The organism is Erwinia wuhanensis (assembly GCF_030484085.1).
In the GTDB taxonomy this organism is placed as follows: domain Bacteria; phylum Pseudomonadota; class Gammaproteobacteria; order Enterobacterales; family Enterobacteriaceae; genus Erwinia; species Erwinia aeris.
Map to the genome: position 1 here is coordinate 440,939 of NZ_JAUJUH010000003.1, position 17,055 is coordinate 457,993.

The 17,055-nt window shown below is 59.3% G+C and carries 9 protein-coding genes; 6 read left to right on the forward strand and 3 right to left on the reverse strand.

All coding sequences use genetic code 11. From position 1 onward, the window contains the following. Window positions 1-87 precede the first annotated feature (87 nt). The 5 genes from QZH36_RS09780 (at window position 88) to QZH36_RS09800 (ending at window position 12,170) form a co-directional block, all read left to right on the forward strand. The gene (locus tag QZH36_RS09780; RefSeq protein WP_301730081.1) at window positions 88-3,000 is read left to right on the forward strand and encodes a S8 family serine peptidase; all 2,913 of its coding nucleotides are present in this window, start codon (window positions 88-90) and stop codon (window positions 2,998-3,000) included. A gap of 274 nt (window positions 3,001-3,274) precedes the next feature. Next, window positions 3,275-4,468 (forward strand): MdtA/MuxA family multidrug efflux RND transporter periplasmic adaptor subunit, encoded by a 1,194-nt coding sequence (locus QZH36_RS09785; RefSeq protein WP_301730082.1) that lies wholly within the window; start codon window positions 3,275-3,277, stop codon window positions 4,466-4,468. Then, window positions 4,465-7,641, forward strand: coding sequence for an efflux RND transporter permease subunit (locus tag QZH36_RS09790; protein ID WP_301730083.1), 3,177 nt, complete (start codon window positions 4,465-4,467; stop codon window positions 7,639-7,641). Before QZH36_RS09785 ends, QZH36_RS09790 begins: the two co-directional genes overlap by 4 nt. Further along, the gene (locus QZH36_RS09795) at window positions 7,638-10,727 is read left to right on the forward strand and encodes a multidrug efflux RND transporter permease subunit (protein WP_301730085.1); all 3,090 of its coding nucleotides are present in this window, start codon (window positions 7,638-7,640) and stop codon (window positions 10,725-10,727) included. The genes QZH36_RS09790 and QZH36_RS09795 overlap by 4 nt, the downstream gene beginning before the upstream one ends. A 9-nt stretch (window positions 10,728-10,736) precedes the next feature. Then, window positions 10,737-12,170, forward strand: a complete 1,434-nt coding sequence (locus tag QZH36_RS09800; protein ID WP_301730086.1) for an efflux transporter outer membrane subunit — start codon at window positions 10,737-10,739, stop codon at window positions 12,168-12,170. A 211-nt stretch (window positions 12,171-12,381) separates the two neighbouring features. On the opposite strand, the gene QZH36_RS21395 is transcribed toward QZH36_RS09800, so the two are convergent. From QZH36_RS21395 to QZH36_RS09810, 3 genes are all read right to left on the reverse strand, one after another. Beyond that, complete coding sequence (locus QZH36_RS21395; RefSeq protein ID WP_367652768.1) at window positions 12,382-12,606, reverse strand: cupin domain-containing protein; 225 nt, start codon at window positions 12,604-12,606, stop codon at window positions 12,382-12,384. Continuing rightward, window positions 12,539-12,952, reverse strand: a complete 414-nt coding sequence (locus QZH36_RS09805) for a cupin domain-containing protein (protein ID WP_301730087.1) — start codon at window positions 12,950-12,952, stop codon at window positions 12,539-12,541. The genes QZH36_RS21395 and QZH36_RS09805 overlap by 68 nt, the downstream gene beginning before the upstream one ends. A gap of 165 nt (window positions 12,953-13,117) precedes the next feature. Beyond that, on the reverse strand, window positions 13,118-13,585 hold the full coding sequence (locus QZH36_RS09810; protein WP_253458725.1) for a hypothetical protein: 468 nt from the start codon (window positions 13,583-13,585) through the stop codon (window positions 13,118-13,120). A 379-nt stretch (window positions 13,586-13,964) separates the two neighbouring features. On the opposite strand from QZH36_RS09810, the gene QZH36_RS09815 reads away from it, so the two are divergent. Then, window positions 13,965-16,988 (forward strand): hypothetical protein, encoded by a 3,024-nt coding sequence (locus tag QZH36_RS09815; protein ID WP_301730088.1) that lies wholly within the window; start codon window positions 13,965-13,967, stop codon window positions 16,986-16,988. Window positions 16,989-17,055: the final 67 nt, after the last annotated feature.

Genomic DNA, 17,055 nt, shown 5'->3' on the forward strand with positions numbered 1-17,055 from the left:
AATATCTGTTATATCTCCAGATAAGATCTAAACTGTTTATATCAAAGCATGGATGGCTCTACTTTCATACGATCCAAGAGGACATTCGTGCACATTATCAGATCGACTCCTGACTTTCCGGCACCTTCTCAGCTATCGGTGCTGGCCGTTTTAATCAGTACGTTATTACTTGTCGGATGTGGTGGTGGTGGCGGCGGCGGCGGTGGTGGTGGCGAAACGCTGAACATGGCGCCGGCGCCTGTAAACAATCCCGCGCCAACGCCGACGCCGACGCCGACGCCGACAACCGAACCCGTAGCCGAGACGACGCCGACTACCGATTCGGCGCCAACCCCAGAGCCGATGCCGGTTTCGCCAGTCGTTACCTACGGCAAGGTTAAAGTCGGTATTGTCGATTCGGGCCTGGCGGCCGGTCGTTCTGACATCAACTACGACAATGTCCATTTCGCCTCTTATCTTTCCGGCGGCAGCCAGACCCTGAACGATAATAACGGTCAGGCAGGGCACGGCACGTTGGTGGCGCTGACGGCGGCCGGCCTGGCCAGCGGGGCGTTTGCCGGCGGCGTGGCGCCGGACAGCGATTTATGGATAGCGCAGGCTTCCAGTAATAACCTTTTTTATTACCAGGATACGCAAAAGGCTATCAGCGGGCTGCTCAATAACGGCGTAAAAATAATTAACATGTCTTATGCTTCCAGCGAGCGGCTGGCTACTACGGCACAGCAGCAAAGCGCCAGAACCAGCGGGCGTTACGATCTGCTGCGTGACAGCCTGAGCAGCATCGTCAGCGCTAACGCGTTGGGCGTAGTGGTGACCGGCAACAACGGGACGTCCACGCCTTCGCCGAACGCGCAGATCCCTTTAATCTACAATGACCCCAGCCTGCAAAAAGGGCTGATCGCCGTGACCGGCTATGTGCCTGGCTATACCGTGGCGCAGGGCAGCCGTCCGCCGGAGCTGTTTGTGTTTGACGCCTGTGGCGATGTCGCCGCCTGGTGTCTGGCCGCGCCCGGCTATGCGGATTACCTGCAGGACAACGGCACGCTGGGTCGCAAATACGGCACTTCTTTCGCCGCACCTCGCGTGACCGGCGCGGCATCCCGTGTGTCGGCGCAGTTTCCGTGGATGACCGGCTACAACCTTCAGCAAACTTTGCTGACGACGGCGGATTACCACAGCGATGCCGTGGCGGGCGTCAGCCAGGACACCGCCAACGGGCGGCCCTATAACAACACCTTCGGCTGGGGAAATGTGAATGTCGATAAGGCGTTACGAGGCCCGGGCATGTTTTATGGCGATGACTTTACCGCCGCGCTGACCTACGGCAGCTACGTGTTTGCCAACGATATCAGCGGCAGCGGCGGCCTGATTGTCAGCGGCGCCAGCAACGCGGGCGGCAGCCTGACGCTGAGCGGCAATAACACCTACACCGGCGCAACACGGGTGGAAAGCAACAGTCTGTTTATCGACGGCAGCGTCGCCAGCGACGTGCGCGTAACGGGCAGCGGGCTGCTGGCAGGCTCGGGCCGGATCAACGGTAATCTGAGCAACCAGGGCACGGTGGTAACCACCGCCGCTGGCGGGCTGCGCGTGGTCGGCAGCTATCAGCAAAGCGCCGACGGCACGCTGCGGATAACGCTCTCTCAGCCGCTGACGGTTGCAGGCCCGGCGACGCTCAACGGCGCGCTTCAGGTTACCTTGCCTTCCGATACCTATATTGTGCAGACCAACGAATCGCTGCTGGAAAGCGGACAGGGCATCAGCGGGCAGTTCGCCAGCGTGGATACCGGCGTCTTCCTGAAAGGCACGGCGGCCTACAGCGCCAACAGCGTTACCGGACATTTTCAGCGAGTGAATACCGTTCAGGCGGCCCAGGCGGCGGGACTGACCGGCAAAGCAACGCTGCAAAGCGCCGCCAACGTCGAGCGGGCGTTGCAGGCGGCCGACAGGCTGTCGACGCAGTCGGGCCTTTCCGCGCAGCAAACCGAACTGTTGCAGGATGCGGCGGCTTTCCAGCGTATCGGCAGCGGCGCGGCGGCTGAAGCGGTGCTGGATTCGCTTTCCGGCCAGGCACACGCCAGCGGCAATGCTATTCTCTTCAACAGCCTGGATTACCAGAACCAGCTGCTGAATAACCGCCTCGATCCGGCGCGGCAAAAGCCTTACGGCATGTGGGCGGAAACGGGCACGCTGCACGGCGATTTGCAGCAGGATGGTTATCAGGGCAGCCACTACCGCACCAACACTACGGCGATTGGCGTGGACAGCAGTTTCGACGTGCCGGGACTGCGGGTAGGCGCGGCCGTCACCGATAGCGAAATCCGGGCCAGCTACGAAGGCAGCGGCGGCAACAGCACCAACAGTTTGCAGGGCGTTATGCTTTATGGACAGTATGCCGTAACGCCGGAATGGTTCTGGCAGGGCAACCTGAGCTATCAGCATGGCGAGACCGATCTCGATCGCGTGCTGCTGCTGAACGGCGTGCGTTCATCTTCATCAGAAACGCGCAACGACAGCTGGCAGGCGCTGGTCAAAACCGGCTACCGCTGGTCGCTGGACGACAGGCTGATGCTGCAACCTTATGTCGGCATGAAGCTGAGCCAGCTCTATACCGGCGGCTTTAACGATGAGGCCGGCGCGCTGGGACTGCAAGGCGACAGCGCCCGTTACAGCCGCACCGTTGGCCTCACCGGCCTTAACCTGAGCGCGCCTCTGCTTGAGGTCGATCAATGGTGGTCGCTGCTTTCCGTCTACGGCGAGCACCAGCACGCCTTTACCAATCCGTCGCTGGATGTGAATGCCCGCTGGACAGGCACCGGTTCTGAAGGCGACAGCTTCGCCATTCCGGGCATGACGCTGGACAGGGATTCTCAGTGGTACGGGATGCGGCTGGACGTAGGCAAAGCGAAAGATGCGCGCCTGTTCCTGCGAGTGGACAAGCACGTGGCGGAGAAAGGCGACGAGTCGGTCTTCCGTGGTGGCGTGGATATCGCCTTTTAATCGCGGCGCGACACTGATAAAAGCTGGCCTTGCTGCCAGCTTTTTTTTCGCCCGTGCTTAAAATGCCCACACCCTGACGGCAGATGGCAATAACGCGGCGGTCTGAATTCGACGGCTGGGACTTGTAAACCACCCTTAACGGAAACCTTACGTTCTGAGCATGGAATTTAATCAGCCTGCTCAATCATAATACCGCCGGGTCAGATGACCTGCTTTTTTCTGGCGGTGACGAGATGCTGCCGCTTCTTTGTTTTATTTGATCCGACTGAGCCTCATGACCTCTACAACAGCAAAACCCTTCCGTCGCAAACTTATCCTTGCCGCTCTTATTATTCTGGCCATTTTGCTGGTCTGGCGTTTCTGGCCGCACGGCAGCGGCGCGGGCAGGCCAGGCGGCCCCGGCATGATGATGGCCGGCCCGGTAGCGGTTCACGCCGGGCTGGTTACGACCGCCGACGTGCCGGTTTACCTGACCGCACTCGGCACGGTGATCCCTAATGCTACCGTTACCGTTACCAGCCGCGTGGACGGGCAGCTGATGAAAGTTTACTTTACGGAAGGGCAGCAGGTCGAAGCCGGCCAGCTGCTGGCGCAGATCGATCCACGCAGCTATGAGGCCACGCTGGCGCAGTACCAGGGCGATCTCAGCCAGAACCAGGCGCTGCTGCAAAGCGCGGAGCTGACGCTGGCGCGCTACCGCAAGCTCTATGCGCAGGACTCTTTAGCCCGCCAGGATTTGGATACGCAGGCCGCCACGGTGGGGCAGTATCGCGGGGCGGTAAAAGCCGACCAGGCGCAAATCGCCTCGGCAAAGCTGAATATTGAATTTGCACGCATCACTGCGCCGGTTTCCGGGCGCGTTGGCCTGCGCCTGGTTGACGAAGGCAATATGGTGCAGAGCAGCGACACCACCGGCCTGGTGACCATTACCCAGATGCAGCCCGCCGCCGTAACTTTCAGCGTTCCGCAAAGCAACATTCCCACGCTGATTAAGGCGCTGCACAACGGGCAGACGCTGCCGGCAACCGCGTTCGATCAGGATGGCGATAAGGCGCTGGCTTCCGGCAGCGTGCGGTTTATCAGCAACCAGATCGACACCGCTACCGGCACGGTCGAGCTGAAAGCGCTGTTCGACAATCAGGACGAGGCGCTCTATCCCAACCAGTTTGTGGATCTACGGCTGCAAACCGGCACCCTGAAGCAGGCGACCGTGATCCCGGCGCAGGCGTTGCAGCTCAGCAGCGACGGCAGCTTCGTCTACGTGATCGGCAGCGATAAAACGGTTACGCGCCGCGCGGTGAAAACCGGGCCGACGCTGGGCGACACGCAGCAGGCGATTACTGAAGGCGTGAAGGCGGGCGAGCAGGTCGTTACCGTAGGCATCGATCGGCTAAGCAACGGCAGTAAAGTCTCTGTGGTTACGGCTGATGAAACCCCGGCCGCCAGCGACAAAGCGAAAGCGCAATGAATCCGTCCCGCATTTTTATCGCGCGTCCGGTCGCCACTATCCTGCTGATGATCGGCGTGCTGATCTCCGGCGTTTTCGCCTATAAGTTTCTTTCGACCTCCGCGCTGCCGCAGGTGGATTATCCGACCATTCAGGTCACCACGCTCTATCCGGGCGCGAGTCCGGATGTTATGGCATCGGGCGTTACCGCGCCGCTGGAAAGGCAGCTGGGGCAGATGGCGGGCCTGAGCCAGATGGCCTCCAGCAGCTCGGGCGGCTCGTCGGTGATCACGCTGAAGTTCTCGCTGGATCTGTCGCTGGACGTGGCGGAGCAGGAAGTGCAGGCGGCGATCAACGCCGCCAACAGCCTGCTGCCCTCCGACTTGCCTAATCCGCCAACCTATAAAAAGGTGAACCCGGCGGATACGGCGGTGATCACGCTGGCGGCCAGCTCGGATACGCTGCCGCTGATTAAAGTCCAGGACCTGGTCAACACCCGCGTCGCGCTGAAGCTGTCGCAAATCTCCGGCGTCGGCATGGTGACGCTGGCAGGCGGCCATCAGCCCGCTATCCGCGTGCAGATGGATCCCAAAGCGCTGGCGGCGCACGGGCTGACGCTGGAAGACGTCAATACGCTGATTAGCAACAGCAACGTCAACGGCTCGAAAGGCGGTTTCGACGGCAAATACCATTCGATAACCATCGACGCCAACGACCAGCTGCGCACCGCAGAGGAATACGGCAACCTGATCCTTACATATCAGAACGGCGCGGCGCTGCGGCTGAAGGATATCGCCCATATCGAAGAGGCGGCGGAAAACAGCTATCAGTCGGCCTGGGCCAATAACAGCCCGGCGATTGTGATTAGCGTCCAGCGCCAGCCCGGCGCCAACGTGATTGCGGTGGTGGACAACATTAAAAAGCAGCTGCCGACGCTTCAGGCCGCGCTGCCGGACGGGGTAAAAGTGCAGATCCTCTCCGACCGTACCCAGACCATTCGCGCCTCCATCAGCGACGTGCAGTTTGAGCTGATGCTGTCGATTGCGCTGGTGGTGATGGTGACCTTTCTGTTTCTGCGCAACGTGGCGGCGACGCTGATCCCGAGCGTGGCGGTGCCGCTGTCGCTGGTCGGTACCTTTGGCGTGATGTATCTGGCGGGCTTCAGCCTGAATAACCTGTCGCTGATGGCGCTGACCATCGCCACCGGTTTCGTTATTGACGACGCTATCGTGGTGGTGGAAAACATCTCAAGACGGCTGGAGCAGGGCGAAACGCCGATGGAAGCGGCGCTGAAAGGCTCGGCGCAGATTGGCTTCACCATTATCTCGCTGACCTTTTCGCTGATTGCGGTGCTGATCCCGCTGCTGTTTATGGGCGACGTGGTCGGACGGCTGTTTCGCGAGTTCGCCATTACGCTGGCGGTGTCGATTCTGGTTTCGATGCTGGTTTCGCTGACGCTTACGCCGATGCTTTGCGCCTGTCTGCTGCGCCATATCCCGGAAGAGAAGCAGAGCCGCTTTTACCGCAAGGGCGGTCAGTTCTTCGATAAGCTGGTGGCCGGTTACGATCGCCTGCTGACGATAGTGCTTAACCATCAGCGCCTGACGTTGCTGGTAGCGCTGGCGACGCTGGCGCTGACCGCGCTGCTCTATCTGGTTATTCCCAAAGGCTTTTTCCCGGCGCAGGATACCGGGTTAATCCAGGGCGTGACCGTGGCTTCTCAGGACGTTTCTTTTGGTGAAATGGCGAAGCGGCAGCAGCAGCTGGCGGCTATCGTGCTGAAGAACCCGGCGGTGGCGAGTCTTTCTTCCACTATCGGCATCGACGGCAACAATACCAGCCTGAACAGCGGGCGGCTGCAAATCAACCTGAAGTCGTTTGACCAGCGCGACGAGCGGGCCGACCAGGTGATTGCCGAACTGCAACAGGCGACCCGCAGCGTGCCGGGCATTCAGCTTTATATGCAGGCCGCGCAGGATCTGACGGTCAACGATCGGGTCACGCCGGATCGCTATCAGTTCTCGCTGGACGACGCCGACAGCGAGAACCTGGTCGCCTGGACGCCGAAGCTGGTGGCCGCGCTGGAAAAACGGCCGGAGTTCAGCTCGGTGGTCAGCGATTTGCAGGATCAGGGGCAGGTCGCCTGGGTCGAACTGAACCGCGATGCGGCGGCGCGTTACGGCATTACCGCCGCCGACGTGGATACCGCGCTGTATAACGCTTTCGGCCAGCGGCTGGTCTCCACCATTTTTACCCAGTCGAATCAGTACCGGGCGGTGCTGGAGGTTGCGCCGCAGTATCAGCAGTCTCCGGCCTCGTTTAACGACATCTGGCTGGCGGCTGCCGCTTCGTCCTCGACCACCTCCACGAGCAGCGGCGCCGCTGCCTCAACCAATTCCAACAGCAGTTCGTCCTCGGACAGCAGTTCCTCGACCAGCGGCGGCATGGTGCGGCTGACCTCCATCGCCACCATTCATCAGCGCATCGGCTCGCTGGTGCATATGCGGCTGAACCAGTTTCCGGCGGTGACCGTGTCGTTCAATCTTAACGACGGCTATTCGCTGGAAGAGGCGCAAAAGGCGATAGCAGAGACGCAGCAAAGCCTGAAGCTGCCGTCCAGCATGACGCTGCGCTATCAGGGCGAAACCGAAGCCTTCCAGAACGCTACCGGCAACACGCTGTGGCTGATCCTGGCCGCGCTGCTGACCATGTACGTGGTGCTGGGCATCCTTTATGAAAGCTTTATTCATCCGGTGACCATTCTCTCCACGCTGCCGTCGGCGGCGGTCGGCGCGCTGCTGACGCTGCTGCTGGCGGGTACGGAATTCAGCCTGATAGCGCTGATTGGCGTGATATTGCTGATCGGCATTGTGAAAAAGAACGCGATTATGATGATCGACTTTGCGCTGGATGCGGAGAAAAAGCAGCACCTCAGCCCGCGGGAAGCGATCCACCAGGCCTGTCTGCTGCGCTTCCGACCGATCCTGATGACCACCATGGCGGCGCTGCTTGGCGCGCTGCCGCTGATGCTGGCTTCCGGCTCGGGCGCGGAACTGCGTCAGCCGCTGGGGCTGGTGATTGTCGGCGGTCTGATCTTCAGCCAGCTGCTGACGCTGTTCTCCACGCCGGTGATCTATTTGTGGTTCGATCGCCTGGCCGGGCGGGTACGCCGCAGAATGCGGGCGGCTAAATGATTACGCGCTTTTTTATCTTCCGGCCCGTCACCACGCTGCTGTTAACGCTGGCGCTGCTGCTGCTGGGCGCGCTGGGCTACCGTTTGCTGCCCGTCGCGCCGCTGCCGCAGGTCGATTTCCCGACCATTATGGTTTCCGCCAGCCTGCCGGGCGCCAGCCCGGAGACGATGGCGGCCACGGTCGCTACGCCGCTGGAGCGCGCGCTGGGGCAAATCGCAGGCATTACCGAGATGACCTCCAGCAGCTCGCAGGGCTCCAGCAATATCATTTTGCAGTTTGAGCTGACCCGCGACATCAACGGCGCGGCGCGGGATGTGCAGGCGGCGATCAACGCCTCGCGCAGCCTGCTGCCGAGCAGCATGCCGTCGCTGCCGACCTATCGTAAAGCCAACCCGTCCGACGCGCCGATTGTGATGCTGGCGCTGACGTCCACCACTCGCTCCAAGGGCGAGCTGTACGATATCGCCGAGAGCAAAATCGACCAGAAAATCGCGCAGGTGCAGGGCGTCGGCGACGTCTCGCTGATGGGCAGCGCGCTGCCGGCGGTCAGAATAGATCTACAGCCGCAAATGCTGGCCCATGCCGGGATCTCGCTGGATACGGTGCGCGCCGCCATCGCCAACAGCACCAGCAATCTGCCGAAAGGGATGTTGCAGGGCGCTAACCAGAGCTGGGTGATTGACGGCAACAGCCAGCTGGACGGCGCAAAGCAGTACCGCGATTTGGTGGTCAGCTATCAGCACGGCCGCGCTATCCGCCTCAGCGACGTCGCCACCGTTTACGATTCGGTAGAGGACCAGTACAACGTCGGCTACTTCAACGGTTCGCCGTCGGTGATGATCGGCGTCACGCGCCAGGCGGGCGCCAATATGCTGCAAACCATTGATGCCATCAAAGCGCAGCTGCCGGCGCTGGAGGAAAACCTGCCGGCCGACGTCTCGCTGAAAATCGTGGTTGACCGCTCTCCCAACGTGCGCGCGTCCCTTTATGACACCGAAGAAACGTTGCTGATCGCCATCGCGCTGGTGATTGGCGTGGTCTTTATTTTCTTACGCAATTTGCAGGCGGTGGCCATTCCCGCGCTGGCGCTGCCCGTTTCGCTGGTGGGCACCTGTGCGGTGATGTATTTGCTCGGCTACAGCCTGGATAACCTGTCGCTGATGGCGCTGATCATCGCCACCGGCTTTGTGGTGGACGACGCCATCGTGGTGCTGGAAAACATCACGCGCTATATAGAAGAGGGGCTAAGCCCGGTGCGCGCCGCGCTGAAAGGCGCGAACGAGGTGAGCTTTACCGTGCTGTCGATGACGCTGTCGCTGGTGGCGGTGTTTATCCCGATCCTGCTGATGGGCAGCATCGTTGGCCGCCTGTTTCGCGAGTTTGCGGTGACGCTGACCGTTTCGCTGATTATCTCTATGCTGGTGTCGCTCAGCCTCACGCCGATGCTCTGTTCGCGGCTGCTGAAGCGTAAACCCGGCGTCACCGCGCGGCCGCATCCGCTTTATCAGTGGATCGAAAACGGCCTTAATCGTCTGCTGGCCGCCTACGCCCGCGGGCTGAACTGGGTGATGCGCCATCAGCGGCTGACGCTGTTTAGCTTGATGCTGACGGTGATCCTCAATCTGTTTCTCTATTCGGTGGTGCAGAAAGGCTTTTTCCCCAATCAGGATACCGGTCTGCTGATGGGGATGCTGCGCGCCGATCAAAACGTCTCTTTCCAGGCGATGAAGCCGAAAATGGAGGCGTTCGCCAGACTGATCCAGCAGGATCCGGCGGTGGACGGCGTGATGTCGTCAATGGGCAGCGGCGCGTTCGGTTCGCGCAACACCGCCAACTTTTTCGTGCATCTGAAAGACTTCGACCAACGTGACGCGACGGCGACGGAAGTCGCCAACCGGCTGAGCGGCAAAACGCGCAACGTGCCGGGCGTGGAGCTGTTTCTGATGGCGGCGCAGGATATTCATATCGGCGGCCGCAGCGCCAACGCCAGCTATCAGTACAGCCTTCAGGCTGACAATCTGGAGACGCTGCGTGTCTGGACGCCGAAGGTCAAGGCCGCGCTGGAGGCGATCCCACAGCTGACCAGCGTCGATTCCGACTCACAAACCGGCGGCCAGGAGGTAATGGTCACGATCGATCGCGATCGCGCCAAACGGCTGGGGGTCAACGTGGAGATGGTCGATACGCTGCTGAATAATTCGTTTGCGCAGCGCCAGGTCGCCACGCTGTACAAGACGCTGAATCAGTATCATGTGGTGATGTCGTTGCAGAATGCGTGGACGCGCGATCCGGAAACGCTTAACAAGCTGTATGTGATTAACGATGCCGGCGACCAGGTGCCGCTTTCGGCTTTCGCCCGCTTCAGCGGCGCCAACGCGCCGCTGTCGGTGGCGCACCAGGGCCAGTCGGCCACCAGCACGATTGCCTTTAACCTGGCGGACGGCGTTTCGCTGGAGCAGGCTTCGGCACTGATTAAAGCCGCGATGGCGAAGATTGCGCTGCCGGGCGATATTCAGGCCGGTTTCCAGGGCACGGCGAAAGCCTTTGGCGATCTCACCGCGTCCATGCCGTGGCTGATCCTTGCCGCGCTGGCGGCCGTCTATATCGTGCTGGGGATGCTCTATGAAAGCTATATTCATCCGCTGACCATCCTTTCCACGCTGCCGTCCGCAGGCGTTGGCGCGCTGTTGCTGCTGCTGCTGACCGGCACGCAGCTGACGGTGATCGCCTTGATAGGCATTCTGCTGCTGATCGGCATCGTAAAAAAGAACGCCATTATGATGATCGACTTCGCGCTGGCGGCGGAACGCAAGCAGGGCATGACGCCGCAGCAGGCGATTGTGCAGGCCTGCCTGATGCGCTTCCGCCCCATTATGATGACCACGCTGGCCGCCTTTTTCGGCGCGCTGCCGCTGGCGCTGGGCAGCGGCGGCGACGCCGATCTGCGCAGTCCGTTGGGCCTGGCCATCGCTGGCGGCCTGGCGCTGAGCCAGCTGTTAACACTGTTTACCACGCCGGTGGTTTACCTCTATCTCGATCGTGCCAGCCGCGCCGCTAAACGTCAGTGGGCGCGCCTCAGAGCTTAAATAATGACAATGAAAAAATTACCGTTTCTGTCCGGGCAAAGGACAAGTTCCAGGCTCGCGCCTGTTTTCCTGGCGCTGCTGCTGAGCGGCTGCGCCGTCGGCCCCGATTACCATCGTCCGGCGGTGAGCGTGCCCGCGCACTATAAAGAAGCGCAGGGCTGGCGCGAGGCCGCACCGCAGGATGCACAAAACAAAGGCGACTGGTGGTCGGTCTATCATGACAATACGCTGAGCGGTCTGCTGCGGCAGGTTGCCGTTTCAAACCAGAACGTGGCGCAGTATGAAGCGCAGTATCGCCAGGCCAGGGCGCTGGTAGGTGAAGCACGCTCTGACCTTCTGCCCGGTGCGACCTACAGCGGTTCCTCAACGCGCAGCGGCAGCGCTTCCACGGGCACGGGCCAGCGCACCGCCAGCGACAGCCATTCGCTACAGGCCAGCGCCAGCTGGGAAGTGGATATCTGGGGCAAGCTGCGGCGCACGCTGGAAGAGAACAAAGCCAGCGCGCAGGCCAGCGAGGCGGAGCTGGCGAATATCACCCTCAGCGCCCAGTCCGAGCTGGCGCAGGATTATTTTCAGCTGCGCATTATGGACCAGCAGATCGCGCTGTATCAGCAAAGCGTTGAGGCTTACCAGCGCTACCTGACTATTATTGAGAATAAATATCAGGCTGGCAGCGAGTCTCGCGCCACGCTCGCGCAGGCGCAAATGCAGCTGGAAACCTCGCGGGCTTCGGCGCTCGACCTCAGCTGGCAGCGGGCACAAACCGAACACGCTATCGCTATCCTGCTCGGTAAAACGCCGGCGGAATTCAGCCTGCCGGTAACGAAAGCGATGACCGCCACGCTGCCCGCCATCCCGCAGGCCGTGCCCTCGACGCTGCTTGAGCGCCGCCCGGATATCGCTTACGCAGAACGCACTGTGGCAGCGGCCAATGCCGCCGTTGGCGTGGCGATCGCAGGCTACTATCCCGACCTTACGCTGAGCGCCACCGGCGGCTTTACCAGCTCGGCGCTGCATAATTTGCTGTCGCTGCCGAATCGCGTCTGGTCGCTCGGGCCGTCGCTCAGCGGCACGCTGCTGGACTTTGGCGCCACCTCGGCGAAAGTGGAGCAGGCGAGAGCGGCCTATAACGCCGATGTGGCCAGCTATCGCCAGGCGGTGCTGACCGGCTTTGAGGAGGTGGAAAACTACCTGGTGGAGCTGCACACGCTGCAAAACGAAATCGTGGCGCAGCAAAACGCCACCTCGGCGGCGCAGGAGTCGGCCCGCGTCACGCGTAACCAGTATGAAGCGGGGATGATTGACTATCTGGATGTCGCCACCACTGAAAACAGCAGCCTGAGCCAGCAGCAGAGCCTGCTGTCGTTGCAAAGCACGCAGTGGGTCGCCAGCGTGCAGCTGATCGCCGCGCTGGGCGGCGGCTGGCGGGAGGCATCGCGCTAACATATGGGCGTTATCGCCCCGGCGGAAACCGGTCTGAAAAGCAATTGGAATATCAGCATGGCGGGCAGTATCATCGTTAAGACTGCCCGCATTACGAATACAAATTCCAGCGCCCACAAATATCGCCACTTTGGCCGTAAAATATCTCTGGCAGCCTTAACTACATTATTTCCCGGCCGGTTGGGCCGCCAACGCCGGGTCGTAACCTATATTATTTTCCCGCCAGTTGTGCCGCCAGAGCCGGGTCGTAACGACCATCAAGCTGAACGAACAGGATACGGCAGGACTCCTGCGATCGGTTGGACCACGCATGATTAGTGCCCCGCTGTACAACTACGCTGCCGGGCCTGAGCAGCACCTCTGAGTCATCAAGCACGAGATAAACTTCGCCGTGTACGATCACGCAATAATCGACCGCCTCGCTGCGGTGCATCATGGGGCGAATCGGCTTTTACCGTCAGCCCGTCGGTATAGTTAACCTGTTCAAAAAGATCTTTAATGCGGTTATCTTCCTGATCCAGATAAGAGGCATCGGGCGGCAGATCGACGAAGCGAATACGCGTGCCGTTGGTTGGCGCGTTGTGCATTACCGGTCCGCTAGTGGGATCCGGATCGTTATTAACCGGCGCGGGCGATGCCGACGTTTCCCAGACCTCGTGAAAAATCAGCCCCGGGATCGCTTCCGTCTCAATGACCGAAGGCAGCGAACCCTCGCTATAAATCGTTGATTTTCCTTTGGCGTCGTGTCCGGTAACAATGCGGTGGATGGCGGGTAACGGCATAGCGTACTTCTCCTCTGCGGCGAAAAATATAAATGCTCAGGCAATCCGAACATCCCTTTATTTCAGCCAGTATGTTTAAACATCTGTGTGACAGCGTTATGGCTGATGCAGCATAAATTGGGACGCGCCCATATAGCACGTCCGAAAAGTTTTAATCGCGCGTTATTAATGCTGCCCGGATGGCTCGGTGAAGTAGCGCAGCGTCCTGCTGTCATTCAGCATATGATCGCGCATGTAGTCCATATCAGCGGTGCTGAAATCCTTTTTTGTCTCCTGGCTGGTTTTTATTTCATTGGCTGCCAGATCGACGGAAAGCGCAGAGTGCGCGGTAGAAACATGGACGTTATCGTCGTCCAGATCCAGATAATCATATTGCGACCTGAGATTTTGCTGAAGCGCTGCTAAACGGGTTTGCTGCTGGTCGGCAACGGCCGGATCTTTGTCGAGAACGGTAGCCAGCGTGAGATTAATTTCAGATTCAAAATGATCGTCGAACGCCTGGCGGACGTTGGCAGCAAAATCTTTGATATCCGCTTCCGGTTGCAGATGAGCAAGCAACCCGCTTGTTTCCCCGTCACGAGAACGATAAGTGATGCCTACGCCAATACAGGGGCCGCATCCGCCTGTCTCCATCTGCTGATTATCTCCTTTAAGCAAGGCGACCTGTCCCATCCCCAACAATCCTTGCCGAAGGTTGTCAGGGGCAACGCTTCCTTTAATGCCAGCCGCGCCATGATGCAAGCCGTTTAGCGGCCCTTGTAAATGGCGGGTTGCAGAGGCTGCCTGTTTATTCTGCTCTGTAGCCAGAGCGGGCGCCGATATGCCTGAACGATTAACCTGCACGCGTCTTCCTCAATAAAAGTGATGTGATATGAGGGGGCTTTAGTGTCCTTAACGCGTCAACGGTTCCCGTAAAATAATGGAATGGCCAGCAACCCGGGCGGAGCAATCGTTGTAAGGAACCATAAGTTTCACGTCGCCACTAAAGCGCTTTAGAAAATAAGGTGAACTTATGAAATTCGTTTCCGGCCAGCTAAGGCCATACCAAAACCCGAGCCAGGGAAACAGGTTACGTGAGGAAAGCACTACGCCGTTGCGCAGCGGAGAGGCTCACCAGGCCGGGCGGCCTGGCGGGCGTCGTCACAGTATGGATAGCGGGTCGGCGAATTTACATCTGCAACAACAGGTTACTGAGCTTGAAGAGCAGGTTAATAAGATCCGGGCAAAGGACGATCTCGAAGCCGCGCCCGGCACGTTCAGCGCTGATTTGCATCAGCATATGCTGGGCCAGCGTCGCTATGAAAAAGCGGCCACGGCTGATTTTTTGGGAACGCAAACCTGGAAGCGTATGCGGTGCGCGCAATTGAACGCTACTCCGGGCGGGCAGGTGGCCGCCGCGCAGTATGGGCTGGGATTTGCGCATGATGAAACAAGCGGTAAAGTCCCGTTCGGCAAGCTGGAGATCGGGCATGAAATGAATGGCTACTATCAGCGTATGGCGCCTTCGGGAAAAACCCTCAATCTGTGCCACCAGCTCTACCAGCTGCGTTATCCGCAGGCGAAGCAGCAGCAGCGTCTGTTTATCAACAGCGAATTTATGACGGATAAAATTGTTAAACGTTTCCAGGCCCAGCATCCCGGGCACGGGCCGTTAAAACAGGAAGCCGTCGCGCCGGGTATTATTGCCATCAGCTGCGACAGTGTGGATGACTGGCAAGCGCTGGATTTACTCGCTGATAAATTCGGCGCCCGTCCTTCGGCTTATCAGGTGGCCCGGAACGCCGTCGGCGCACAGCAGCAGCCTTTCATCAACGACCCGCGAGTACAGAATCACCTGACTGTTGCGGCGCTTCGCTCTCCTCATGCCCAAGGGCCGGTTACGCAGCTGAGAAAGATACCTGACTCGCTCAGCACCAGCGTGCTGGCCCGGGCGGATGCGGATATGATCGACGAACTTACCCGCATACTCAGCTACCCGCAGCTGGCCCAGCGTCATCAGCAAAATCCTTTGGTTGCGCAGGGATTGCAGGGCATCCGCTTTATTGCCGAAGCCATGCCCGCGCTGGCTACGGACAGCACCCGATTCGGCAACGCTCACCGGGCGCTGATGGAGGAAATGCAGGTGTTGCTGGGCGCCATAAGCCCGTACAAGGCCAACGCCTTTAAGGCGTACGCTTCGCAGCGCATCCGCGAAGCGCTGCCGCCGCAGCAGGCGATGCAGCTCAATCCGATCGAACCTTTCTTGTTATCCTCAGGAATGCAGGCGCTTACGGAAGCCCTTGAGGCCGCCCTGATCGCCAGCCGCAGCGGATTAGCGCCCCTGAAGAACGGGGAAAAGTGCACGCAATTCTATTACGAGGCCGAGGAGTATGCGGACAGCTTCGGCAAGCTGGCCGATCCGCAAAAGCAGTCGCCTGCGTTTTACACCTCTTTCTGCGACAGCTTTGTCGCCCACAACAGTCAACCCGAACACAGTTGGTCTTTGCAGGATATGATTGAGGGCATCGGGCAGGAGATGAAAAACCGCAAAAATAAAGCGGAGCCGCTTAACGTGGTTATCGACACCACCATTGAAAAAGAAGGAGAAATGAAGGCGCTAATGGGGACCTTTAGCGAAGCGTTAGCCAATAATGAACTCCGCTTATTCCTGTGCAAAAGCCATCAAAAGTTCGGCAATCTGGGCGCAACCAAAGTGCTGGGAGGGAGCCTGACGCTGGTGGGCGCGAAAACAGAGGGAAACGAAGCCCTACAAAAGCGGTTTCGCCATTACGAGGCCAGCCAGAACTGGTTTCATCATGGTGAAGGCCAGCTCCTTACGCACATTACTCATGCAGCCATCAGGCATGAGCCAAAAATGCTACAGCAGGCCATTGATAACGGTAACTTTATTGCTCAACACTGTTTTAACGGCGAAAACGGGCACGGCCGTTTTGCTGGTCACGATACCGATAAGCCTTTTTCCATGCTGAACACCTATAGCCTCGAACCGGAAGCGCGCTATCCCAGCTTTAAATTGAACGCAAATTCAGGGAAGGCGCAGAGCTGGTCGTACAGTCCTGCTGAGGTTGTAGAGAGTGATTTGATTCGCGCCCGAGGCTCCTTTGGCTTTACCGAAAGTACGATTAGCTCGATAGGTAATCTGCCGGGTTATGACGACAGAATGCTGCGTCTCAGTCACGGCAGCGAAACGAAACCTGAAAGCATTGAAAGAAACTGGATGCTGAGCAGGGAAATGCAGCTGGATCGTCCTTCTCTCACTATTGGATCAGCTCTGCATCTGGCAAAACAGCTGGTTAATGATTCCCTGACGCCGGAGCAGCGCCGTTCGCTGCACGACAGGCCCTTCAGCGAAAAGCTGCGCCAGGCGGGGAAAAATGCCGCTCCGGTAATCAGTAATCAACAAAGAAATGAAGCCAGCATCGCGGAGCTGCGCGCTACGGCGGCCCTTCCTGAAAACTTCACGCTGAATAAAGTGGCTTCGATTGTGGGGTATCTTAACCACCTGATAAGCAGTGAGGATCTGACGGAGGAAGTGGCCTACTCGGACGATCGTCAGGCGCTGGATGAACTGCTGGGGGGATTTATCGATTCCGGCATGCCCGGCGTTTCCCGTACGGGTCGTGAACAGGCGGTCAGATTACGCTGTGAGCTGAGCCTTGAAGATATGTGGAGCGACGATCCCGAAACGCGGCGGCGCGGCACCGATCATCTGCTGGCGGCTTCCGACAGCCATATCAGCCGCGGCATGGGCGTGCTTAAAGAGGCGGTGCCGGATAAAGCCTGGCAGGAAATGCCGCAAAAAGTGCGGGACCGGTTGGTCAGCGTTATTTTCGACAGGCTGGATGTTAACAGTCAGCTCGAATTTCTGCACCATAACAGCCAGTTAACCGGGCGCGGGCAGTTTACCCAGGCGTGTGCCATGCGGCTGGCCGGCAGTCTGAACGCCAGTTCGCCGGAAGCAACAAGCCAGCACTGGCAGGCCACAATAATGCAGGCCATGCTGCGTCGGGGCATTATTACGCCGGGCAATAGCTGAGAAAGGCATGGGCCGCAGGAAAATCAGCTTGCTGAGCCGGGCTGCCATCGCCTGATTTTTTATGCTG